This is a genomic window from Buttiauxella noackiae ATCC 51607 (assembly GCF_001654865.1).
Classification (GTDB): domain Bacteria; phylum Pseudomonadota; class Gammaproteobacteria; order Enterobacterales; family Enterobacteriaceae; genus Buttiauxella; species Buttiauxella noackiae.
On record NZ_LXEO01000003.1, the window covers coordinates 1 to 23,538 of the forward strand.

The 23,538-nt window shown below is 52.9% G+C and carries 17 protein-coding genes; 10 read left to right on the forward strand and 7 right to left on the reverse strand.

Translation table 11 applies throughout. The features are described 5' to 3' along the window. The first annotated feature begins 312 nt into the window (after nt 1-312). Complete coding sequence (opgB, locus tag M979_RS01080; protein WP_064553184.1) at nt 313-2,592, forward strand: phosphatidylglycerol--membrane-oligosaccharide glycerophosphotransferase; 2,280 nt, start codon at nt 313-315, stop codon at nt 2,590-2,592. A gap of 87 nt (nt 2,593-2,679) precedes the next feature. On the opposite strand, the gene gdhA is transcribed toward opgB, so the two are convergent. From gdhA to M979_RS01095, 3 genes are all read right to left on the reverse strand, one after another. Further along, a complete protein-coding gene (gdhA, locus tag M979_RS01085; protein WP_034456887.1) occupies nt 2,680-4,023 on the reverse strand; it encodes an NADP-specific glutamate dehydrogenase in 1,344 nt (447 codons plus the stop codon). A gap of 98 nt (nt 4,024-4,121) precedes the next feature. Continuing rightward, nucleotides 4,122-4,799, reverse strand: coding sequence for an enterobactin synthase subunit EntD (gene entD / locus M979_RS01090; RefSeq protein ID WP_064553186.1), 678 nt, complete (start codon nt 4,797-4,799; stop codon nt 4,122-4,124). 104 nt (nt 4,800-4,903) lie between these two features. After that, a complete protein-coding gene (locus tag M979_RS01095; protein WP_034457257.1) occupies nt 4,904-7,186 on the reverse strand; it encodes a TonB-dependent siderophore receptor in 2,283 nt (760 codons plus the stop codon). 279 nt (nt 7,187-7,465) lie between these two features. Here M979_RS01095 and fes point away from each other — a divergent pair, with 279 nt between their 5' ends. Genes fes through M979_RS01110 form a run of 3 tightly spaced genes read left to right on the forward strand, consistent with a single transcriptional unit; the run spans nt 7,466 to nt 12,839 of the window. Beyond that, nucleotides 7,466-8,680 (forward strand): enterochelin esterase, encoded by a 1,215-nt coding sequence (gene fes, locus M979_RS01100; protein ID WP_064553188.1) that lies wholly within the window; start codon nt 7,466-7,468, stop codon nt 8,678-8,680. A gap of 15 nt (nt 8,681-8,695) precedes the next feature. Further along, nucleotides 8,696-8,917, forward strand: coding sequence for an MbtH family protein (locus M979_RS01105; protein WP_064553191.1), 222 nt, complete (start codon nt 8,696-8,698; stop codon nt 8,915-8,917). Nucleotides 8,918-8,957: 40 nt separating this feature from the next. Then, nucleotides 8,958-12,839, forward strand: coding sequence for an enterobactin synthase subunit F (locus M979_RS01110; RefSeq protein WP_425338121.1), 3,882 nt, complete (start codon nt 8,958-8,960; stop codon nt 12,837-12,839). 87 nt (nt 12,840-12,926) lie between these two features. Here M979_RS01110 and fepC read toward each other — a convergent pair whose 3' ends face one another. From fepC to fepD, 3 genes are read right to left on the reverse strand one after another with little or no spacing between them, the layout of a single operon-like run. Then, entirely contained in the window at nt 12,927-13,727 is an 801-nt protein-coding gene (gene fepC, locus M979_RS01115; protein ID WP_064553193.1) for an iron-enterobactin ABC transporter ATP-binding protein, read from the reverse strand. Continuing rightward, nucleotides 13,724-14,716: an iron-enterobactin ABC transporter permease gene (gene fepG / locus M979_RS01120; protein WP_034456882.1), complete on the reverse strand. Its 993-nt coding sequence runs from the start codon at nt 14,714-14,716 to the stop codon at nt 13,724-13,726. Before fepG ends, fepC begins: the two co-directional genes overlap by 4 nt. Next, a complete protein-coding gene (gene fepD / locus M979_RS01125; protein ID WP_064553195.1) occupies nt 14,713-15,702 on the reverse strand; it encodes a Fe(3+)-siderophore ABC transporter permease in 990 nt (329 codons plus the stop codon). The genes fepG and fepD overlap by 4 nt, the downstream gene beginning before the upstream one ends. Nucleotides 15,703-15,843: 141 nt before the next feature. On the opposite strand from fepD, the gene entS reads away from it, so the two are divergent. Then, a complete protein-coding gene (gene entS / locus M979_RS01130) occupies nt 15,844-17,076 on the forward strand; it encodes an enterobactin transporter EntS (RefSeq protein ID WP_064553197.1) in 1,233 nt (410 codons plus the stop codon). A gap of 52 nt (nt 17,077-17,128) precedes the next feature. Here the strand turns inward: entS and fepB are convergent, their stop codons facing one another. Beyond that, a complete protein-coding gene (gene fepB / locus M979_RS01135) occupies nt 17,129-18,073 on the reverse strand; it encodes a Fe2+-enterobactin ABC transporter substrate-binding protein (protein ID WP_034456879.1) in 945 nt (314 codons plus the stop codon). A 215-nt stretch (nt 18,074-18,288) separates the two neighbouring features. On the opposite strand from fepB, the gene entC reads away from it, so the two are divergent. From entC to entH, 5 genes are read left to right on the forward strand one after another with little or no spacing between them, the layout of a single operon-like run. After that, nucleotides 18,289-19,470 (forward strand): isochorismate synthase EntC, encoded by a 1,182-nt coding sequence (gene entC, locus M979_RS01140; RefSeq protein ID WP_064553199.1) that lies wholly within the window; start codon nt 18,289-18,291, stop codon nt 19,468-19,470. Next, complete coding sequence (locus M979_RS01145; protein ID WP_064553201.1) at nt 19,471-21,087, forward strand: (2,3-dihydroxybenzoyl)adenylate synthase; 1,617 nt, start codon at nt 19,471-19,473, stop codon at nt 21,085-21,087. A 14-nt stretch (nt 21,088-21,101) separates the two neighbouring features. Next, the gene (locus M979_RS01150; protein WP_064553204.1) at nt 21,102-21,962 is read left to right on the forward strand and encodes an isochorismatase; all 861 of its coding nucleotides are present in this window, start codon (nt 21,102-21,104) and stop codon (nt 21,960-21,962) included. A 2-nt stretch (nt 21,963-21,964) separates the two neighbouring features. After that, complete coding sequence (gene dhbA, locus M979_RS01155; protein WP_425338122.1) at nt 21,965-22,711, forward strand: 2,3-dihydro-2,3-dihydroxybenzoate dehydrogenase; 747 nt, start codon at nt 21,965-21,967, stop codon at nt 22,709-22,711. Continuing rightward, complete coding sequence (gene entH, locus M979_RS01160; RefSeq protein ID WP_064553207.1) at nt 22,712-23,128, forward strand: proofreading thioesterase EntH; 417 nt, start codon at nt 22,712-22,714, stop codon at nt 23,126-23,128. The last annotated feature ends 410 nt before the right edge of the window (nt 23,129-23,538 follow it).

Below are 23,538 nucleotides of genomic sequence, written 5' to 3' on the forward strand. Positions count from 1 at the left end.
GTTGCGGGGTGGCCTATGTTGCGCGTTACAATTCCACTTTAAAAAATTATAACAGCGGCGCGATTAAATCATTTGTGCGCAGGACTGGTCAATCCACTCAACCGTTGTATTAACGATGGTTCTGATAGCTATTTACTATCGAATAATGCAATACCCATATTTCAAGCGGGTACAATTCCGAAAGAGAGCACACTTTCATGTCAGAGAAATTGCAGGAGTGTGACAACAACGCTAGATTTAGCGCTCAGATATTTTTGAGTACCGCTTTGCGCCAGTGTGCGCGTTAATTTCGAGGGTTTGGCGTTGTCGGAAATGCTTTCAATTGTGTTGTTTGTCGCAGCCATTGCCGTGTACGCCGTGAAAGCTGGCCGCAACGTCTGGTGGTTTAGCGCCATCCTGCTTATTTTGGGTCTGTATATTGTCCTGAACGTGACGTTTGTCGCCAGTAACTACTTTACCGGCGAAGGCATTAACGATGCTGTGCTTTACACCCTGACCAGCAGCCTTACTGGGGCAGGAATTGGAAAGTACATTCTGCCAGGTATAGGGATTTTTGTTGCACTGGTTGCGGTATTCGGCGGCTTAACCTGGATTTTACGCCGCCGTAAAAACCACCCCCATCATTTTGGTTATAGCCTGTTGGCGCTGGTTTTTGCTGTGGGTTCTGTAGATGCCTCACCGGCATTTCGCCAGGTGACGGAACTGGTCAAATCGCAAACACGTTCCGGTGATTCGGATTTCGACGTTTATTACAAAGTCCCGCAAGGCACTATTAAAGACCCTAAATTAAACCTGGTTTATATTTATGGTGAAAGTCTGGAGCGTACTTATTTACAGCCAGAATACTTTCCTGACTTAGCGCCGGAATTAACCGGGCTTAAAGATGAAGCAATAGATTTCAGCCATACGGTGCAATTACCCGGCACCGATTACACCATTGCCGGAATGGTCGCCTCGCAATGTGGTATTCCTTTATTTGCACCATTTGAGGGGAATTCATCGGCTTCAATGTCGAGTTTCTTCCCAAAAAATATCTGCCTTGGCGATATTCTAAAAGCCTCCGGCTATGAAAACTATTTTATGCAGGGCGCAGATTTACGCTTTGCCGGTAAAGACATCTTTTTACAGTCGCACGGCTTCGAGCATATGTACGGCGCGCAAGAGCTGAAAAGCATGGTTGCTGACCCAGAATACCGTAATAACTGGGGCTTCTACGACGATACCGTGCTGGATGAAGTCTACGAAAAATATATTGAGCTGTCGAAAAAGAACCAACGTTTCTCGCTATTTACGTTGACCGTCGACACGCACCACCCGGATGGTTTTATTTCGAAAACCTGTAAGCGCCGCAGTTATAAATTTGATGGTAAAGAAAACCAGTCATTCAGCGCGGTTGCCTGTAGCCAGGAACATGTCGCCGCACTTATCGAAAAAATAAAAGCCTCGCCGTATTTTAAAAATACCGTCATTGTCGTGAGTTCCGATCATCTGGCGATGAACAACACTGCTTACAAATATCTCAATCAGCACGAGCGAAATAACCTGTTCTTTATTATTCGCGGCGATAAACCGCAGGCGGATTTAGTACCGGTAAAACGCAGTACGCTCGATAACGGGGCAACGGTTTTAGATGTGCTGGGCGGTGATAATTATCTTGGCTTAGGGCGCAGTAGTTTATCCGGGCAGTCGATTGCCTCGGTATTTCTTAACGTCAAAGAAAAGGTGATGGAGTGGAAACCAGACGTTATCGATCTGTGGAACTTCCCGAAAACCATTAGCCAGTATGAAATTGACCAGAAGAAAAATACCTTCAGCTATTCCGGTGCGCATTTCAAAATGCCGTTATTGCTGCGCATTCTGGATAAGAAAATAGAACCATTGCCTGAAAGCGAATATTCCGCACCGCTGCGTTATCAGCTGGCTGACTTTAAAGAAAATGATAAGTTTATTTGGGCCGATCGCTGTTTCAAAATGGCGCGTTTATGGGAGCCAAAACTGGCACTCTCGACCGGGCTATGCGTGGCTCAAGGGCAGGTTGGTGGCCAGCCGACGGTACGTTTAATTGAACAACAGCAAGAGCAACATGCTGTTCAATTTGCCCCGCAGGATATCGACAAAGCGCGTTTTAAAAACAATGTCGCCTTGCTGAAAGTCGATGAAAATGCCATTCGGTACCAGGCCGATAGCTTTATCTTCAACGTCCCGGGTGCGCCGCAAACCGTGAAAGAATTCACCGGCATTTCACGCCCGGAAGAGTGGGGGCGTTGGTCAAATGCGAATCTGGCACCGGAAGTGAAAATTGAATATGCCGAGCCGCTACCGGAGAAATTTGACCTGGTGATCACCGCCAAAGCCTTTGGCCCGAATATTGGCCAACCGGTGCCGGTAAAAGTGGGAAGCCAACAGCAAACATTAACGCTTGGAGAAGAGTTGAGTACCACGACGCTGCATTTCGATAACCCTGAGCGTAGTCATGTGCTGGAAATTATTCCACCACAACCGCAGTTATCTAATGAAGGCAATATTCTTGGCCACGAACCGCGCAAGATTGGGATTGGGATGGAGGATATTAAGGTAGTACCAGCCATATAGTTATTGAATGACGCTGCGCTTATCCGACCTACGCAAAGAAACGTAGGGTGGATAAGTGCAGCGTCATCCACCATTTACATTAAATGCTTACAGAACGCCTTGCCCAAACATGGCATCCGCAACTTTAACGAAACCGGCAATATTGGCACCGCGAACATAATGCGTTTGCTTATCTTCACCACCGTAATTCACACAGGCTTCGTGAATATCCAGCATGATGTGATGCAGGCGAACATCCACTTTTTCAGCCTTCCATCCCATACGAGCGGCGTTTTGTGCCATCTCCAGACCTGAAGTTGCCACACCGCCTGCATTTGCCGCTTTACCTGGAGCGAACAGCACGCCCGCGTCCACGAACAGATTGGTTGCTTCAATGGTGGTTGGCATATTCGCACCTTCAGCAATGGCCTTCACACCATTGGCAATCAGCACACGAGCCGCTTCGGTATCCAGTTCATTCTGTGTTGCGCACGGCAGGGCGATATCCACCGGTACGCTCCACGGTTGCTGGCCTTCGAGATACTTCAGGCCGAACTCTTTCGCGTAATCGGCAACTCGACCATCGCGGCTGGATTTAATTTCAGCCAGACGCGCCAGTTTTTCGGTAGTGAAGCCAGTTTCGTCGACTACGGTGCCGTTGGAGTCAGAAGCCGTAACCACGCGCGCACCCAGCGATAATGCTTTTTCAATGGCGTATTGCGCCACGTTACCTGAACCAGAAACGGCAACGCGCATTCCTTCAAAGCCCAGGCCATGACGCTTGAGCATCGCATCGGTGAAGTAGATAAGACCGTAACCGGTCGCTTCCGGGCGAATCAGGCTTCCACCGAACGACAACCCTTTGCCGGTAAACACGCAGGCCGTATTGTTGGAGAGTTTTTTCATCATCCCTGCCATAAAGCCAACTTCACGCCCACCAACGCCAATATCACCTGCAGGAACATCGGTATCCGGCCCGAGATGGCGATACAGTTCCATCATCAGCGCCTGGCAAAAACGCATGATCTCACCTTCACTTTTGCCTTTCGGGTTAAAGTCGCTACCGCCTTTACCACCGCCCATTGGCAGTGTGGTCAGCGCATTTTTGAAGGTTTGTTCAAAGCCTAAGAATTTCAGAATCGAGAGATTCACCGAGGGGTGGAAACGCATCCCACCTTTAAATGGGCCGATCGCCGAGCTAAATTGCACGCGCCAGGCGCGGTTAACCTGCACCTGATTTTTGTCATCAACCCAGGTGACGCGGAACTGAATCACACGCTCTGGCTCAACCAGTCTCTCCAGTAAGGCTGAACGGCGGTACTGCGGATTTTGCTCCAGGAACGGCCACAGCGTGGTCATGACTTCGCGTACTGCCTGTGCAAATTCAGGTTGGTTTGGATCACGTTGTTGAACAGAGGTCAGGAATGATTCAAGGGAAAGCGAGTTTTCCATAGATTAATAAGTCCTTGTTATAAGCAATGTTATAGATGTGTTGTGTTACTTCGAATATAACATTCACTTATTACCGAGCCGCAAGCGATTTCTTTTTATTACCACCCAAGCCGTATTAGCGTTATTAATTTCTCTGCGTCACCATTCCATATCGCCATGAATGTATTGCCTTTTTTGTATGGTCCGAGCGAATGATTTAGGGTCAGAGTTAATCGCGTTTCATCTATTTTACTTATTGATGCATAAGAAAAATCAAAGTAACGACCCACATGGCGGAACAAGGCTTTGAATAAGCTTTCTTTTGCACAAAAGGCTATCGTTAACGCGTAGTGGAAAGGCCAGCGAGACTGGCGCAACAGCTCTTTTTCAGCGCAATCTATAATCCCACCATGAATTTCTTCGGCGATGTGCGGGGCAATAATTTCTTCATAGTCGATACCGATTCCCTCGCGCATATCCGCAGAATCAGTAATCACGGTCGATAATGCCACATTGCCGCTGTGCGTGACGCTGCCGGTGAATCCCGGTGGCCAGCAGGGTTCACGGTGCAGTCCGATTCCCGGCACATAATCATTTACGCCATGAAAACGCAGCGCTTCACAGGCCGCTATTCTTCCTGCGAGATGTTCGGCTTTGCGTTTAACAACAGAATTGGATAAGCGCTGGTGATGGGGTAGCCATAACAAATCGTTGGGCTGAAAGGTTGTGGCGTCAAAATCCACGCGGTAAACGCGTAAATGGGGGAGAAAGTCGAAATGGGAAAGTTGATATTGCATCGCTATCGCTTAAAAACGGTGGATGTCGCTCACGCTAATCCACCCAGGAACAGCTTTCTCGTAGGGCGGATAAACGCATGCGTCATCCGCCGAAAAGCCAAAACTTAGAAGTGGGTATTCACACTCACATAGTAAGTACGACCGGACTCGTTATAGGTCTCGGCACCTGCCCCGTACATATAACCGACAGCACCACCTGTTGTCTGGGCATTACCCGCGCGCCAGTGGCGTTTATCGAACAGGTTATCAATCCCCGTCGTCAGGCTGACGTTTTTGGTCGCGTCCCAGGTTCCGCTCAGTCCAACAATGCTATACGGGCTAACCTCGTTGGTTTCGGGACCTGTTGCCGGTTCACCTTTATAGTTGTACTTCTTCGGCTGTTGTTTGCCGTACCACGTAAAGGTTGATTGCACAGAGATGTCCTGGCGAACCTGCCAACTCAGAGTGGAGTTTAGCGTATATTCCGGAATAACGGACAGGCGCTCGCCGGTCTCTTTATTCTTGCTTTCCAACATATAAGTGATGTTATTCGTCCAGTTCACCGTGTTGGAAACCGGTACGTTTAACGTGCCTTCCAGCCCTTCTACCAGCGCCTTAGGAATGTTTTCCCACTGGTAAATATCGGTTTTTGTTTTGCCAGAAGAAGTCTGGCCGATTGGCGCGTATCCCGCTTCGATTTTGTCTTTATAATCATTGCGGAACCAGGTGACACCAGCGAGCCAGCCGTCACGTTTGAACTCAAGGCCGATCTCTTTGTTGACGCTGGTTTCAGCTTTAAGGTCTTCGTTACCCATCATGTAGCAGCCCACGCCGGTGCCGCTTGCGTAGCAGCCCTGGCCTTTGCTGTAGAGGATGTAGTTCGGGTTAGTCTGATACAGGCTTGGCGCTTTATAGGCCTGAGCAATACCCATTTTCAGGGTGAAGTCATCACCCAAACCTTGAGACAGGTTCAGAGATGGGCTCCAGTTATTACCCACGATGCTGTGATGATCAAAGCGCAGACCCGGTGTCAACATGGTGCTGTCGGTCAGCTCCATATTGTCTTCAGCAAACAGTGAGAAGATCTCTGCCTGAGAATATGGGCTACGATTGGTGCTGTTCGAACCCGGAATTGGGCCGCCCATAAAGGTTTGACCGTTCGATGACAAATCTTTCATCTTTTGCTGGTTCCATTCGGTACCCAGCGTCAGGTTTTGGTTAAACACGAAATCAATCGGGATATTCACTTCGCTATGCAATAACACATCGCTCAGATCGATATCGCTGAATTTATCGCTGGAGAAAATCCCTTCGGTGCCACCGGCCAGGCCTTCCTGCATACGCGAGTTGCGCGTGTGCTCGTACTGCACGTAGTTGCTGGTGGTCAGGCCGCTGTCCCAACCGCCGTTCCAGGTCAAAGAATAGTTCTGGCGATACAGACGGTTAGTCTCATTGCCGTAGTTATCTTTCACAATCTGGTTGGTATTGGTGTTCTGGGTATCGCCGGAATAGAGGTTGCCCTGGCGGCTGTAACCCGCTTCCAGTTCCAGTGATTGCATTGGCGCAAAGTCCCAACGCACGACGCCGTTAATATCTTTGTTAATTACGCCTTCACGCCCGGCTGGCAGGGTGTCGGCATAAATACCGGTACGTTCAGACTGATGGCCCTGGTTGATGTCCCAGGCATCGGCCTGAGTTTTATCGAGGTTGCCGTACAAACGGAAGCTGAAATCCCCACCCAGTGGGCCGTTCAGGCTGAAGTTGGTGCGCTTAGTGGAACCTTCGTCTTTGTGCTCAGGGGCGTTGAGATAGGTGTTCCAGGTACCGTGCCATTCACCGTTGCCTTTTTTGGTGATGATATTGACTACACCACCTGCCGCACCGTTACCATAACGCGCCGCTGCCGGGCCACGAATCACTTCAATACGTTCGACCATTTCTGGTGGCACCCAGCTTGCATCACCACGTGTATCACGTTCGCCACGCCAGCCAAGTCTTACTGAGTTGCGACTGCTCACCGGTTTGCCATCAATCAGAATCAGGGTGTTTTCCGGGCCCATGCCGCGAATATCAATCTGACGCCCGTTACCGCGCTGGCCACTGGTGGAGTTACCGGTCAGGTTAACGCCGGGCATCGTGCGGACGATTTCGGAAATATCACGCGCTGGTGGGCGTTTTTTCAGCTCTTCAGCGGTGATGGTTGAAACGCCTGGTGCCTGTAAATTTTGTGCGGCGGCGGTGACAACCAGAGTGTCTTCATCAGCGTGATTTTGTGTGTCGTCATTGTTAGCAGCAGCGGTCTGAGCCGGTGCTGGTGCTGCTTGTTCTGCCGCAAAGGCAGGTGAAGCGACACCGTATATTCCCAGATTGATCAGCACAGCGAGGGAATAGTTAATTTTCTTATTCATTATGGCGGCCTGCTTTTCCGCTGGGCCCGGTGTCATTCCATTCCCTAAAGGGATCGGGCGCAGCATGGATGTTACGAAGCGATACCGAAACTGTCTGCAACAGCCCCGAAATGAGGGAATCGTGCGTTCAAGTCCGGCAATTAATTGTTTTTGCACCAGGAAGCTGGTAGCCCAAAGCGCGGAAATACGCTATTGCAAATGCAAATAATTATCAATAGTATTATCAATATATTTCAGGCTTGTTGATCGTTATCAATAATTTCAGAAGGTTATGTTTGAGTGACACATTTGCTGACAGGAAGTGAGAGCTGGTGGCAGGAAAAACAGGCACAAGGGATCCCCGCCGTCACTTTTGAAAGTGACGGTCTGTGCGAGGTGACTTTTCTGTGGCGTGACCCCGAGGGCTGCGAGCAAACCTCTCCGACAAAGCGAGTCTGGATTTACATCACTGGCGTGACCGATCACCACCAGAGCTCACGCCCGCAATCGCTCGAACGTATTGCTGGCACTAACGTCTGGCAATGGCAAACGCAGCTAACTGCTACATGGCGCGGCAGTTATTGCCTCATTCCAACAGACAGCGAAGATGATTTCCCTGCAGAGGCTTTTGACGGCATCGTGCCGGAGCGCATGGCGCTGCGTGAAGGCTGGCGAAAACTGCTGCCACGTGCGATTGCCGACCCGCTAAATCCTGAAAGCTGGCTCGGTGGGCGAGGGCACCCGATGTCAGCACTCCATCTTCCTGATGCACCAAAACAGTCTGGTTGGGATAAACCATTCACACCGTATAACGCACCCCGGCATATTTCCTGGCTGAGTGTCCGCCTGCAAAACCAACGTAATGTATGGATTTTTGCAACCGGTGACGCGCAGCCTGAGCAGCGCCCATTGGCAATATTGCTCGACGGCCAATTCTGGGCTGAAGGGATGCCAGTGTGGTCTGCACTCCAGGCTCAAACTGATGCCGGAGTATTACCTCCCGCCGTTTATATGTTGATTGATGTTATCGACAATGCCACTCGCAGTGGTGAACTGCCCTGTAATGCGCAGTTTTGGCTGGCAGTACAAGAAGAATTACTACCGCATCTGCGCACGGTTACCCGCTGGAATGAAAATCCAGAAACCACGGTGGTCGCCGGGCAAAGCTTTGGTGGGCTTTCCTCGCTTTATGCCGCACTTCACTGGCCTGAACAATTTGGCTGTGTGCTGAGCCAGTCAGGTTCTTACTGGTGGCCACGTCGCGAAAATAACCAGCAAGGCGGGCAGTTGATACGGCAGCTAGAAGACGGGCTTGCGTGTGAAAAACCGCTGCGTATCTATCTTGAGGCAGGGGTCAGAGAGCCTCTCATTCATCAAGTTAATCAACGAATTTACCCCTTACTACAACAAACACAGCGAGCTGTTTTCTACCGTCAGGTTGATGGTGGGCACGATGCGCTTTGCTGGCGAGGCGGTTTAATTGACGGTCTCACCTGGCTTTGGAAAGCGCCTTAAAGATTGGAGTGAACTATGGAATTCAGTAACCCTTTCGACTCGTTGCAGGGCCATTTTTTTATCCTTAAAAATGCGCAGCAACAGTTCAGTTTATGGCCGGAGCATTGTGCTTTACCCGATGGCTGGCAGGTGGTTTGTGAACCCGCATCAAGCGATGAATGTAACCGCTGGCTGCTTGCCAACTGGGGCAGTCTTCAACCCGCTTCCTTTGCAAAAGAAGAGGTGAGTGGTGAGTGAATTAATGATGACTCCAGCACGGGAACAACAGATCAAAACCATGCCGCTTGTGGCAGCACAGCCCGGAATCTGGATGGCGGATCAGCTGTCACAACACTCCAACATGTGGAGCGTGGCACACTATGTTGAGCTAAATGGAGAACTCAACGAAGCGCTATTGTGCCAGGCTATAGTGGCAGGAATGAAAGAGGCCGATACCCTTTGCATGCGCTTTAGCGAAGTGGACGGCGAAGCGCGCCAGTGGGTCGATCCTGATGCCTCGTTTGTTGCGCCTCTTTGTGTTGATCTGCGCAATCAAATCGATCCGATCGCCGCCGCACAAGCGATAATGCGCGACGATCTCGAAGGGGATTTGCGCATTGCCAGCGGCAAGCCGCTTTACCATCATCAAATGCTGCGTATCTCAGATACACGCTGGTTCTGGTATCAACGTTTTCATCATTTAGTGGTCGATGGCTTTAGTTTCACCGCTATTACCCGCCGTATTGCCAATATTTATAGCGACTTGTGCCAAAACCAGGTGCCTGAACCCACGCCCTTTACTCCGTTTAGCGAAGTGGTTGAAGAATACGAGCATTACCGCAAAACGGATGCCTGGCAGCGTGATTCTGCCTTCTGGATAAGCAAAGCTAAACAGTTGCCACCACCCGCCACTTTGTCAACCAAACCGCTTACCGGGCAAGGAGTTACCACAAAACTGATTCGCCAGACGCTACGTTTTGAGTCTGCTGATTTTCACGCACTGGCTGAAAACGCTCGCCTGCAAAACCTGACAGCCGCCGATATGGCGTTAGGGCTGGTGGCGTTGTGGCTCGGGCGTTTAAGTGGTCGCAATGAGTATTCCGCCGGTTTTATCTTTATGCGCCGCATGGGTTCCGCCGCACTTTGTGCCACCGGCCCGGTGCTGAATGTATTGCCGTTTGGTGTGCGTATTGAATCCGACTACACCCTTACCAGCCTTGCGACAAACCTTGCCAAAGAACTGAAAGGTTTACGCCGTTACCAGCGTTACGATGCTGAACAAATCCAGCGCGATTTAGGGCTGATCGCAAATGGCGAACCGCTATATGGCCCAGTAATAAACCTGAAAATGTTCGATTACCGCCTCGATTTCAATGGTATTGAAGGCATCACGCACCAACTGGCTTCCGGCCCGGTGCGCGACCTGGAAATTGCGCTATACATTAGCGAACAAGGTGACTTCTCCCTTGAAATGCTGGCGAATGCCGAGCGTTACAATGCGCAAACTTTGCAGCAGCATATTGCGCGTTTGCCGCTTCTATTGCGCCAGTTTGCGACCAATCCTGCATTACGATGCGTGGATGCCCAATTGCTGCATCAGTCTGAAATTGAACTGCTGGAAAGCGTAAATGCCACGCAAACTCCTGTCACAGTGACAACATTAAGCCAGCTGATTGCGAAGCAAGCGCTGCGCACACCAGATGCTCCGGCACTGGCGGACGAAAACCACCAGTTCAGTTATCGCGAGATGCGTGAACAGGTTCAGGCATTGGCGAGTGAGCTTCTGTTATGCGGCGTAAAACCGGGTGATGTGGTTGCCGTGGCACTTCCTCGTTCGGTGTTTTTATCACTGGCGCTGCAAGCGATTGTTGAAGTGGGCGCAGCCTGGCTGCCGCTGGATACCGGCTATCCCGATGAGCGCCTCCATATGATGCTCGAAGATGCCGCGCCGCGTTTATTGCTCACTTCTCAAGAGCAGTTACCACGTTTTAGTGCTGTTAATGGCCTGAAAACCTTCTGCTATCAAAGCGTATTGGCTGCGGAGAATAAGCCAGAAACCGATAATCTTTCGCGCCCGGAACATACCGCGTATGTGATTTTCACATCCGGTTCCACAGGCCGCCCGAAAGGGGTGATGGTAGGGCAGCAGGCCATCGTTAACCGTCTGTTGTGGATGCAAAACCACTATCCGTTAAGCGGTGACGACGTGGTGTTGCAGAAAACGCCATGCAGTTTTGATGTATCGGTTTGGGAGTTTTTCTGGCCCTATATTGTGGGCGCACAACTGGTGATGGCCCCACCAGAGGCACATCGCGATCCGGAAGCATTACAGAATTTATTTTCCCGTTACCGTGTGACCACTACACACTTTGTTCCGTCGATGCTGGCGGCATTTGTTGCGGCGCTAACTGATGCCGAAGCGGTGACGAAATGCGCGACGTTGAAACGCGTATTCTGTAGCGGCGAAGCATTGCCAACAGAGCTTTGCCGCCAGTGGGAACAGCTTACCCACGCACCGTTGCACAACCTTTATGGTCCAACCGAGGCCGCCGTTGACGTGAGTTGGTATCCGGCATTTGGTGAGGAATTAGCACAGGTTTCCGGCAGTAGCGTGCCGATTGGCTGGCCGGTGTGGAACACCGGGCTGCGGATTCTTGACTCAGCAATGCGCCCGGTTCCTGTCGGGATCGCAGGCGATCTTTACCTTACCGGGATCCAGTTGGCGCAGGGCTATTTATCCCGCCCGGATCTTACTGCCAGCCGCTTTGTTGCCGATCCTTTTGCTACTGGCGAGCGAATGTATCGCACTGGCGACGTGGCGCGTTGGCTCGAAAACGGTGCAGTGGAATATCTTGGACGCAGTGACGATCAGCTAAAAATTCGTGGCCAACGCATTGAATTGGGCGACATTGACCGCGCTTTGCAGGCGCTGCCGGGTGTTGCGCAGGCAGTGACGCACGCCTGCGTGCTCAATAAAGACGCCGCAAGCGGTGGTGATGCCCGTCAGCTGGTGGGCTATCTGGTCTCGGCTTCGGGCGAGGTTTTGCCCGTCGACACGCTACATGAACAATTGAGCGACGTGCTCCCGGCGCACATGGTGCCGGTCGCGCTCATTCAGCTTGATGATTTCCCATTGAGCGCGAACGGCAAGCTGGACAGAAAAGCACTGCCGTTGCCGGAACTGGCGTTACGTGGCACAGGACGCGCACCGGAATCTTCATTAGAAATCACTATTGCTGATGCTTTTGCCCATTTGCTGGGCTGCGAAATTCGCTCGATAGAAGACGATTTCTTTGCTCTCGGTGGCCATTCATTACTGGCGATGCGTCTCGCTGCCCAATTACGCCGCGCGCTTGAAAGGCCTGTTACCGTCGGCCAAATAATGGTGGCGTCGACGGTCGGCCAGCTCGCTGAAACTCTGGCGCAAGAATTCGGTGAAGAAGAAGCGAATCGTGCAGGGTTTGAAGCCGTGCTGCCGCTGCGTAAAAGCACTGGACCAACGCTTTATTGCTTCCACCCGGCGTCTGGCTTTGCCTGGCAATTTAGTGTGTTGCAGCGCTATCTCGACCCACGTTGGTCGATAACCGGCATTCAGTCTCCGCGCCCGAACGGCCCGATGCAGGAGGCTGAAAACCTGGCGCAGGTTAGTGATACGCACCTGCAAACCCTGCGTCAACTTCAACCGCATGGCCCGTATTATCTGATGGGATATTCGTTAGGCGGTACGCTGGCGCAAGGTATTGCGGCGCGTCTTGAAGCCGCAGGTGAAAAGGTAGCGTTCTTAGGGTTGTTAGATACCTGGCCGCCAGAAACGCAAAACTGGGCGCAAAAGGGTGCTAACGAACTCGATCCGGCTGTGCTTGATGAAATCAACCGCGAACGTGCGGCTTTTGTCGCCGCACAGCAGGGGCAAACGTCGGATGCTTTATTCCAGGCTATCGAAGGCAACTACGGCGATGCGGTGCGCCTGCTCACCACGGCGCAAAGCGTGCCATTTGCGGGTAAAGCCACGCTATTTGTTGCCGAGCGAACGTTACCTGCGGGGATGGATCCGCAACAAACCTGGGCTCCGTGGATTGGCGAACTTGAGGTATTCCGCCTGGACTGCGCCCACGTCGATATTATTTCCCCAAATGCTTTTGTGGAAATAGGGCCTGTTTTGCAGCGGGTTTTGGCGTAAGTGTCGGATGGCGCTGCGCTTATCCGACCTACACAGTGCTTTCGTAGGGGGGATAAGCGCAGCGCCATCCACTGTTTCTTTGAGGTTTTACCCTCGCCCGAGCGGCACCACCAGCGGTGTATGCGCCACCGGGTCTTCAATAATCATGCAACGCAGGCCATAAATCGCTTCGATAAGTTCGGAGGTGACAATCTCGGTTGGCGCGCCTTCGGCCACAATCTTCCCATCACGCAAGGCGATTAAATGCGTGGCGTAACGGCAGGCCTGGTTCAAATCGTGCAGCACTGCGGCAAGGGTGAAACCTTGCTTTTGATTGAGATCGCGCAGTAATTCCAGCAAATCAATTTGATGGCTGATATCAAGCCAGGTGGTCGGCTCATCAAGTAGCAAAATTGATGTTTCCTGCGCCAGTACCATTGCAATCCATGCGCGCTGCCGCTGGCCACCAGAAAGCGTATCCACTGGCTGATCGGCTAAATCTTCAATATTTGTCGCTTTTAATGCCCGTTCGACCGCCTGGCTGTCCTCTTCCCGCCAGCGTGAAAACATCGGTTGGTGCGGGTAGCGACCGCGCGCCACCAGTTCCGCCACACTAATATCTCCCGGTGCCGTGGAATTTTGCGCCAGTAAACCCACACGCCGTGCCACTTCTTTGGTCGCAAAACGGTGGATTTCATTGCCATCCAGCCAGACCTGGCCTTGCATCGGTTTCATCAGGCGGCTTAGCGTGCGCAGCAAAGTGGATTTCCCACAGCCGTTGGGGCCGATAATCGCGGTAAATTTCCCGTCAGGAATGGCAACGGTCAGGCCGTCGGCCACCACATGATTACCATATCCAAGCCGTAGCTGTTCGCCGTGCAGGCGCGATGGAGTGGAAATCTGGCTCATTTCTTACGGGACTCCTGAATCAACAACGCAATAAGATAAATACCGCCGAGGCTTACCGTGACCACGCCGACCGGTAATTGATATGGCATAAACAGATGTTGGGCGCACAGGTCTGCTGCGAGCAATAGCGTGGCGCCGCATAATGCAGATTGCAGCAAACCCCAGCGTGAGGTGCCGCTTAAACGGCGAGCGATATGTGGTGCGACGAGTGCGATAAATGAAATCGGCCCGGCTAATGCGGTGGCTGCGGCAGTCAGTATCACGCCGGTTAGCATTAACAACAGGCGCGAGCGTTCAACCGAAACGCCAAGCGCGCAGGCACTGTCATCGCCCATCTCCAGCAACCGCATGCGGCGTACTAACAATGTTCCAGCAACCAGTGCCAGTAACATTAAAGGAGCCGCCGGGAAGATTTTCCCCCAGGTTAAACCGTTCAGGGAACCGGCGTTCCAGAGTCCAGCAGAAATGGCAGTTTCAAGCGAGGCATGTAGCAGCAGCCAGGTATTGAACGCCACCAGCATAGCCCGCACGCCAATGCCGATGATTATTAAGCGGAAAGTTTCGATCCCGTTGCGCCAGGCGAGCAACCAGACCACCAGCGCAGTCAAAATACCGCCAACCATGGCAGAGGTGGCAATCGCGGTTTGATGCTGACCGAACAGCACCATAGCCACCAATACGCCACTCCACGCACCGGTGTTAAAGCCCATCACATCCGGGCTGCCGAGCGGGTTGCGCATCAGCGACTGGAAGATGGCACCACTCACGCCCAAAGCCGCGCCAATCAGTAGTGCCATGACAACGCGTGGCAAGCGCCATTCGACCACCACCAGTGAGATATTACGCGGTGCGGAACCAAGTAGAGCGTCAACCACCTGGCTTACCGAAAGCGGTAATACGCCACTTCCCAGGCTCCATATCCCCAGAGTGATACTGAGTAGCAATAAAATCAGGCTGATGGTGACCAGGCGAGGAGAAAGGCGGTTCATAATCCTGCTCCTTTACGGCTGCGGCGCACTAAGTAGATAAGCATCGGTGCGCCAATAAACGCGCTCACCACTGAAACGCGCAGCTCGCCAGGAACCAGCATGCGGCCAATAATATCTGCAAAAAGCAATAGAGTTGGAGTGGCAATGAGAGTCACAGGGAGCGACCAACGGTGATCGGCTCCCACCAGCCAACGTGCCAGATGCGGCATCATCAACCCAATAAAAGCGATAGGGCCAACGGCGGCTGTAGCACTCCCGCAAAGTAGCGTTATAGCGACCAGACCCAGCAACTGAGTGCGTGCCACTTTACTGCCGAGTGCGGTTGCGGTGTCAGTACCCATGCTCAGACTATTAAGAGAGCGGCTGATAAACAGGGCAATCGCACAGCCTGCAAGCACCGGCAGCACAATCACTTTCAAGGTTGATAGTGTACGTATATCAAGCGTTCCGGCCTGCCAGAAACGCAACTGGTCATAAACCACCGGGTTGAGTAGCGCGATGCCGTTGCTTAGACCCTCGAGCACCGCGCCGAGCGCGACACCCGCAAGTGTTAACCGCACCGGGCTGAGCTGCCCACCGCCCTGGCTTCCGGTAAATGCCACCAGAAGGGCTGCGAACAGTGCGCCTGAAAAGGCAAGCCCAAGGAGTGCCAGAGGAGAGGTAAGACTCCAGAGCGCAGCGCCTAATACAATGGTAAAACTGGCTCCGGCATTAACCCCAAGCAGGCCTGGGTCCGCGAGGGGATTTCGAGTCAGCGTTTGCATCAATGCGCCGGCAAGGCCCAGCGCGCCACCCGCAAGAATACCGGCTAGTGTGCGGGGGAGGCGGGCGTCGAGCACGATAGTGCAATCTGCACTTTGGCATTGACCGCTGAGTGCATTGATAACGACTTCAGCGGGGAGGGATTTGGCACCTAATAACAAACTGAGTATTGCCATTAAAACGAGTAAAAACAATAAACTCAGCAGGATGAACCAGCGTGACATACGTTGTATATCCTTCACTTCGTAGCCCTACAAAAATCGCGTAAAATTAAATGATAGTTATTATCATTATCACTCTTATTTGTTTATGTTAGCATGAGCCGCCTCGCACCCGGAAAGAAAAATTCGCTTTAAGGCCATGTAATGAACCGCAATTCTTTGCTGCTTAATCTCAGTTTACTCAAGACTCATCCCGCTTTTCGTGCCGTCTTCCTCGCCCGTTTTATCTCCATTGTGTCGTTGGGGTTGTTGGGTGTCGCGGTGCCGGTACAAATCCAGATGCTGACAGGCTCCTCCTTGCAAGTGGGGCTCGCAGTGACGCTGACCGGTTCGGCGATGTTTATCGGCCTGATGATGGGTGGCGTGCTGGCAGATCGCCACGAGCGTCGCCGCCTGATTTTGCTGGCTCGTTCTACCTGTGGCGTGGGCTTTATTGGCCTGACGATTAACGCCGCGTTACCCGAACCGTCGCTTGCGGCAATTTATCTGCTTGGCGTGTGGGATGGGTTCTTTGGCGCACTAGGCGTGACTGCACTTTTAGCCGCAACACCTGCGCTGGTGGGGCGTGAAAATCTGATGCAGGCCAGTGCGATTACCATGCTCACCGTGCGCCTGGGTTCGGTGATTTCACCGATGATTGGCGGGCTGTTACTGGCATCAGGCGGCGTGGTCTGGAACTATGCGCTGGCGTCTGTCGGCACCTTTATCACTTTGCTGCCGCTGCTGAGTTTACCGAAACTGGCACCACCTCCTCAGGCGCGTGAAAATCCGTTGTTGTCGCTGTGGAATGGCTTACGTTTTCTGGTCGGTCACCCGGTTATTGGCGGCATTGCGTTAGTTGGCGCGTTGTTGACTATGGCGAGCGCGGTGCGGGTGTTGTATCCGGCGCTGGCGGGTCACTGGCAAATGAGTGCCGCGCAAATCGGCCTGATGTACGCCGCCGTTCCGTTGGGGGCCGCGATTGGTGCGTTGACCAGTGGGCGTATTGCCCATCACGCGAGTCCGGGCATGATCATGCTCATGACGGGGATTGTGTCGTTTATCTCGATTGGCGTTTTCAGCCTGATGCCGGTTTGGGGGCTTGGTCTGGCTTGCCTGGCATTGTTTGGCTATCTCAGTGCGATTAGCTCTTTGTTGCAATACACGCTAATTCAGACGCTTACACCGGACGGCATGTTAGGGCGCATCAATGGTTTATGGACGGCGCAGAACGTGACGGGTGATGCGATAGGTGCTGCGATTTTAGGTGGCATGACGGTGGTGATGACGCCCGTTGCGGCGGCAAGTTCAGGTGGTTTTGCATTGACACTATGCGGCGTTGTGCTGGCGATTGTGTTGGTGCAGCTTCGTCGTTACCAACAAACCGCTCCGGCGTAAATTGCGATAGTGTCGGATGTCGCATGCGCGAATCCGACACTAAATGAATCAATCACTTGCTGGCAAACAACTGACTCATCCGCTCCAGAATCTGCGTGGCACTGTAATAATCCAGACGGAAAGTCTCGGTTCCCAGCGCGTAAACGTGTTTTTCCTGCACGGCTGGCAGATGCGAAAGAAGCGGATTATTTGCCAGTGCAGTGGCGTCTTTGTCATCGCTTGCGAACAGGAAAAGACTCTCGCCATTCAAACCTGTAGCAAGGTTTTCACCGCCAAGCTGCACGATGTCGTGACGTTTACCCATGCTCTGGCTGGTATGAATAGCCGCGGGAATTGGCGATAAGGTAAAACCGAGCTGCACAAGTAATTTTCCCTGTGCCGAATCTAATGTCCAAATATTCGCTGAACGGGATGCTGGCGTGTAAACCATCGCTGTGACCGGTTGCGGCGGCAACTTCATGTGCATTCTGGCTTCACTTAGCTGCTTATCAAAGCTTGAAATTCTTTCGGCAGCTTGTTTTTCGTGACCGGTAATTTCGCCGAGCTGAGTGAGCAATTGCTGCCAACTTTTATCGTCGTAATTGATAACCAGCGTCGGTGCAATTGCCGAGAGCTGCTCATAAAGGGCGAGGGCAGAATCACCACCGGTGGCACTAATCAAAATCAAATCAGGCATTTGTGCGGCGACGGCTTCCGCACTGGCTTCGCCAATATATAAACGCTGAACGTTACGTTCTTTCGCAACATCTCCCCACTGGCGTAGAAAACCTTGCGAGTCAGCCATGCGGTTGCCAGGCGTCGTAGCGCCGCTTGCCACTACCGGGGCATCAATTGCCAATAGTGAACCGGTGAGTGTCACGCTGGTTGAGACAATTCGCTGCGGTGCCTGCTCAAAGGTATGGGGACCGTGGCTGTCGGTGATAGTGCGCGGCCACTCTGAAGCGTGGGCAAAGCTGCTCAGGCATAAAACGATAACTGCGGAGAATCTGATTTTCACTCAATAACTTCCTGTTGAAATTTAACTATTACGGTGGATGGCGCAGGCGCTTATCCACCCTACAAAACGGTTTTGCGTTGGCCGAATAAGCGTTAGCGCCATCCGACTAGACTGAGCAGCTATTGACACTGCTGTCTTTTCTCTTTAGGTTACGACCCCGAAAAGCAAATGATAATCATTATTAATATCTTTTGTCATGTTTTTACGGAGGACGGATGGAAACGTTACTGGTGCCGCAGCCACAAGAAAAACAGCTAACACCTTGTGCGAATAGTTTTTTCTTTATGTCGCCTTATCGCAGTTTTTCGACCAGCGGCTGCTTTACGCGGCTGGACTGCGCGGCGCTTGATGGTGCAAACCCCCACGGGAATCTGCAAAAACAGCTGCGTGAAGCATTTGAAAACGCCAAAAAGCACGGCATCGAGAAACCTGTTGTCGTCGGCGCAATTCCATTCGATCCGAGCCAACCTTCAGCGTTGTTTATCCCGCAAAGCTGGCAGACGTTTTCTCGCGCCGAGCGCCAGACTGATGCCAGCCAAAGCAGAACAGCAAAACCGCTAAACATTGCCGCTCGTAAAGCCATTCCTGAACAAGACAAATTTATGGAGATGGTGGCTCATGCCGCGGTCAGGACGTCGCAGCCGGATATTGACAAAGTGGTACTTTCGCGCCTGATTGATATTAAAACGGACGCGCCCGTCGATCTCGATGTGTTACTCAATCGCCTGATTAGCCAGAATCCAACCAGTTACAACTTCCATGTGCCGTTACCGGATGGCAGCTCGCTGGTGGGTGCCAGCCCGGAATTGCTGCTACGCAAATCGGGCAAGAATTTCAGCTCCTTGCCGCTGGCAGGTTCGGCGCGTCGCGATAAAGAAAATATCCCGCGCGACAGCGAAATTGGTGCGCAACTGCTGCGCTCAAGCAAAGATCGCCATGAACACGGTCTGGTGACCCAGGCAATGCGCGATGTTTTACAGCCGCATAGCCAACATTTAACGCTTTCCGATACGCCGGAATTGATCACCACACCGACCTTATGGCACCTGGCAACACCAATTTATGGTCAGGTTGAAGGCCATCAACACAACGCACTTTCGCTGGCCTGCTTGCTGCACCCAACGCCTGCGCTGAGTGGTTTCCCACACGATGTGGCGCAAAAATTAATTGCCGAACTGGAGCCGTTTGACCGCGAACTGTTTGGCGGCATCGTCGGCTGGTGTGACGCAGACGGTAACGGTGAGTGGGTGGTGACGATTCGCTGTGCCCGGGTAGGCGGCAATCAAGTGCGTCTATTCGCAGGCGCGGGCATTGTCCCTGCTTCCTCTCCTGAATCGGAATGGCGCGAAACCGGCGTCAAACTTTCCACCATGCTCAACGTATTTGGACTGAAATAAATGGCGATTCAATTCACGCGCTGGCCGGATGAACTGGCCGCTCGCTACCGCGAAAAAGGTTACTGGGCGGATCTGCCGCTGACCGACATCCTCACCCGTCAGGCGAAAAATGATGCGATTGCACTGATTGATGGCGAGCGCCATTACAGCTATCGCGAACTGGAAATGGCGGCGACTCGCCTGGCCTGCGCGTTACAGCGCCGTGGCCTGAGCGGTGGTGAAACCGCGTTGGTCCAGCTTGGCAACGTGGCAGAACTCTACATCACGCTGTTTGCGCTACTGAAAATTGGCGTTGCGCCGGTTAATGCGCTGTTCAGCCACCAACGTACTGAAATGGAAGCGTACGCGAAGCAAATCGAACCGGCGGTACTGATTGCCGACCGCAAACATAATTTGTTCGCTCACGACGATTTCCTGGATGCGCTCTGCCAACAGACCCCGTCCCTACGCATGGCGGTTTTGCTCAACGAAAACGATCGCGAGCGTTCGCTGAGCGCGTTCATCAACGAGCCGGAAGAGAACTTTGTCGCCACGCCGAGCGCGCCCGATGAAGTGGCCTTTTTCCAGCTTTCCGGCGGCAGCACCGGCACGCCGAAACTGATCCCACGTACCCATAACGATTACTACTACAGCATTCGTCGCAGCGTAGAAATTTGCCGTTTTGATGCGAATACACGCTTTCTGTGCGCGATCCCGGCGGCGCACAACTACGCGCTGAGTTCACCTGGTTCGCTCGGCGTATTTTACGGCGGCGGGCGCGTGGTACTGGCAAACGACCCGAGTGCTACGCTCTGCTTCCCGCTGATTGAACGCCACCAGATTAACGTCACCGCGCTGGTGCCGCCTGCCGTCAGCCTGTGGTTACAGGCAATTGGTGAGTGGGGCAGCAATAAATCCCTTGAGTCGCTGACGCTGTTGCAGGTGGGCGGCGCACGGTTGAGCGAAGCGCTGGCCGCTCGTATTCCGGCAGAAATTGGCTGCCAGCTACAGCAAGTTTTCGGTATGGCAGAAGGGCTGGTGAACTACACGCGCCTTGACGACGACAACGAACACATCTTCAAAACCCAGGGCAAACCGATGTGCCCGGACGACGAAGTATGGGTGGCTGATGCCAACGGCAACCCATTACTGCACGGTGAAGTGGGCCGTCTGATGACGCGCGGACCTTATACCTTCCGTGGCTATTACCGCAGCCCGGAACACAACGCCAGCGCCTTTGATGCCAACGGTTTTTACTGCTCCGGCGATCTCATTTCGATTACCGAAGACGGTTACATCACCGTTCAAGGACGCGAGAAAGATCAGATCAACCGCGGCGGGGAGAAGATCGCCGCAGAAGAGATCGAAAACCTGCTGCTGCGCCATGAAGAGATCGTTCATGCCGCCTTAGTTTCGATGGAAGACAGTCTGCTGGGCGAGAAAAGCTGCGCGTTTATCGTCGGTCAACGCCCGTTCCGCGCGGTGGAAATTCGCCGTTACTTGCGTGAACTCGGCATTGCCGACTTCAAACTTCCCGATCGCATTGAAATCGTTGAAAACCTGCCGCTGACTGCGGTGGGCAAAGTGGACAAAAAACGTTTGCGCCAGTTGATTGCTGATAAGCAACTGGCTTCCTGATAGACGGAGAATTTATGGCTATTCCAAAACTGAACGCATACACCTTACCGACGGCTGCCGACATCCCGGAAAACAAAGTGAATTGGGCGTTTGAGCCTGAGCGGGCGGCGCTGCTGATTCATGATATGCAGGAATATTTCATTGATTTCTGGGGCGATAATTGCCCGATGATTCAGCAGGTTATTGCGAATATCGCCGCGCTGCGTGATTACTGCAAACGCCACAATATTCCGGTTTATTACACAGCGCAGCCCAACGCCCAGAGCGACGAAGACCGTGCGCTGCTCAACGACATGTGGGGACCGGGATTAAACAAACACCCTGAGCGCCAGAAAGTGGTCGCTGAGTTGGCTCCAGATGAAAACGACACGGTGCTGACTAAATGGCGCTACAGTGCCTTTATCCGCTCGCCGCTGGAACAGTCCCTGAAAGATACGGGCCGTAACCAGCTGATTATCTGCGGTGTGTACGCGCATATTGGCTGCATGACGACGGCAACCGATGCGTTTATGCGTGATATCAAACCGTTTATGGTCGCCGACGCGCTGGCAGATTTCAGCCGTGAAGAGCACATGATGGCGCTGAAATACACCGCCGGGCGTTCCGGGCGTGTGGTGATGACGCGTGATTTGTTGCCGGAAGCTGCGCCGCAAAATAAACAGCAACTGCGTGAAATCGTCCTGCCACTGCTTGATGAATCCGACATTCCTGAAGATGACGAAAACCTGATTGATTACGGCCTGGATTCGGTGCGCATGATGGCGCTTGCGGCGCGCTGGCGCAAAATCCACGCGGATATCGACTTTGTGATGCTGGCGAAAAAACCGACTATTGACGCCTGGTGGGTGCTGCTGTCGCGAGAAGTGCAGGCATGAACATCGACTTTAGCGGCAGGCAAGTTTGGGTGACGGGGGCAGGCAAAGGCATCGGCTATCACACTGCGTGTGCGTTTAGCGAAGCCGGTGCTACGGTTATCGGTTTTGATCTGGCGTTCCCGTTGGATGTTTATCCGTTCGCCACCCAAGTGTTAAACGTGGCGGATGCCGACCAGGTTGGCAGCGTGACTCAACGAATACTCAGCGACGAACGGCATCTTGATGTGCTGGTGAATGCGGCGGGAATTTTGCGCATGGGCGCGACGGATGCCCTGGCGCTGCAAGACTGGCAGGACACCTTTGCGGTCAACGTCGGCGGCGCGTTCAATCTCTTCCGCGCCGTGATGCCGCGCATGCGTGAACAGCGCAGCGGGGCGATAGTGACCGTTGCATCCGATGCTGCGCACACGCCACGCACCGGTATGTCGGCCTATGGCGCGTCAAAAGCGGCACTGAAAAGCCTGGCGTTAACCGTTGGCCTGGAGCTGGCACCATTTGGCGTGCGCTGCAATGTGGTATCGCCGGGTTCGACGGACACCGATATGCAACGCACGTTGTGGAAAACGCCAGACGCTGAACAACAGCGTATTAAGGGGTTCCCGGACCAGTTCAAACTGGGCATTCCGCTGGGCAAAATTGCCCGCCCGCAGGAGATCGCCAGCACGATTTTGTTCCTCGCCTCACAACACGCCAGCCACATCACTTTGCAGGATATTGTGATTGATGGTGGCGCAACGCTTGGAGCCTGAATGAGTATCTGGAAAAGGGAACTTACGCTTGAGGCGCTAAATAAAACCAGCGTCGGGACGATGGTTGAGCATCTCGGTATTGTCTACACGCGCATGGACGACGAAAGCCTGGAAGCGGAAATGCCCGTCGATAACCGTACTCAACAGCCATTTGGTTTGCTGCATGGCGGTGCGTCAGTGGTGCTGGCTGAAACACTGGGGTCGATGGCCGGTTTTTTGACGACGAGTGAAGGGCAGTGCGTGGTTGGGACTGAAATTAACGCCAGCCACCACCGGGCTGTGGCATCGGGAACGGTGCGTGGCGTATGCAAACCGCTGCATTTAGGGCGCTCTTCCCAAGTGTGGGAAATTGCTATTTTTGATGCTCGTGGTAAGCGATGTTGCACTAGTCGTTTGACGACGGCGACGATAGGGTAAAAGTTTATGGCTGATTCAGCCGTATCCTTTGTAAGGATATGGCTAATTCAGTCGTATCCTTTGTAAGGATGGTGATTGTTTCGTTCACCCGTACAGCCGGTTATCTCTGTTAATGATGGCTAACGGTGAACGTGCCAGGGGGATAACGACATCCCCCTGGCGACCCCGTCGCCCGGTCATTAAATTGCCGCTGCGCGGTAAACCCCAGCTTATCCCCAACGTTCAGGGTCGTTCGCGACTCGCTGATTCGTCACATCCCTGTGACGAACCACTTCGTGGCCAACGCAAGCATTGTTCAAAAATGTTCCAGACATTTTTGTCCGGCGATCGCTCTCTTTCACGGCGGACGGCAGCTCAACCCTGACTTATGGGTAACGCCGGGGCAATTTATACCGGGAACAAGGTCAAAA

What these genes read in the sequence shown, in the direction of transcription:
- opgB (WP_064553184.1), top strand. Translation starts at nt 313, where the DNA reads ATGCTTTCAATTGTGTTGTTTGTCGCAGCCATTGCCGTGTACGCCGTG.
- gdhA (WP_034456887.1), bottom strand. Translation starts at nt 4,023, where the DNA reads ATGGAAAACTCGCTTTCCCTTGAATCATTCCTGACCTCTGTTCAACAA.
- entD (WP_064553186.1), bottom strand. Translation starts at nt 4,799, where the DNA reads ATGCAATATCAACTTTCCCATTTCGACTTTCTCCCCCATTTACGCGTT.
- M979_RS01095 (WP_034457257.1), bottom strand. Translation starts at nt 7,186, where the DNA reads ATGAATAAGAAAATTAACTATTCCCTCGCTGTGCTGATCAATCTGGGA.
- M979_RS01105 (WP_064553191.1), top strand. Translation starts at nt 8,696, where the DNA reads ATGGAATTCAGTAACCCTTTCGACTCGTTGCAGGGCCATTTTTTTATC.
- M979_RS01110 (WP_425338121.1), top strand. Translation starts at nt 8,958, where the DNA reads ATGCCGCTTGTGGCAGCACAGCCCGGAATCTGGATGGCGGATCAGCTG.
- fepC (WP_064553193.1), bottom strand. Translation starts at nt 13,727, where the DNA reads ATGAGCCAGATTTCCACTCCATCGCGCCTGCACGGCGAACAGCTACGG.
- fepG (WP_034456882.1), bottom strand. Translation starts at nt 14,716, where the DNA reads ATGAACCGCCTTTCTCCTCGCCTGGTCACCATCAGCCTGATTTTATTG.
- fepD (WP_064553195.1), bottom strand. Translation starts at nt 15,702, where the DNA reads ATGTCACGCTGGTTCATCCTGCTGAGTTTATTGTTTTTACTCGTTTTA.
- entS (WP_064553197.1), top strand. Translation starts at nt 15,844, where the DNA reads ATGAACCGCAATTCTTTGCTGCTTAATCTCAGTTTACTCAAGACTCAT.
- entC (WP_064553199.1), top strand. Translation starts at nt 18,289, where the DNA reads ATGGAAACGTTACTGGTGCCGCAGCCACAAGAAAAACAGCTAACACCT.
- M979_RS01145 (WP_064553201.1), top strand. Translation starts at nt 19,471, where the DNA reads ATGGCGATTCAATTCACGCGCTGGCCGGATGAACTGGCCGCTCGCTAC.
- M979_RS01150 (WP_064553204.1), top strand. Translation starts at nt 21,102, where the DNA reads ATGGCTATTCCAAAACTGAACGCATACACCTTACCGACGGCTGCCGAC.
- entH (WP_064553207.1), top strand. Translation starts at nt 22,712, where the DNA reads ATGAGTATCTGGAAAAGGGAACTTACGCTTGAGGCGCTAAATAAAACC.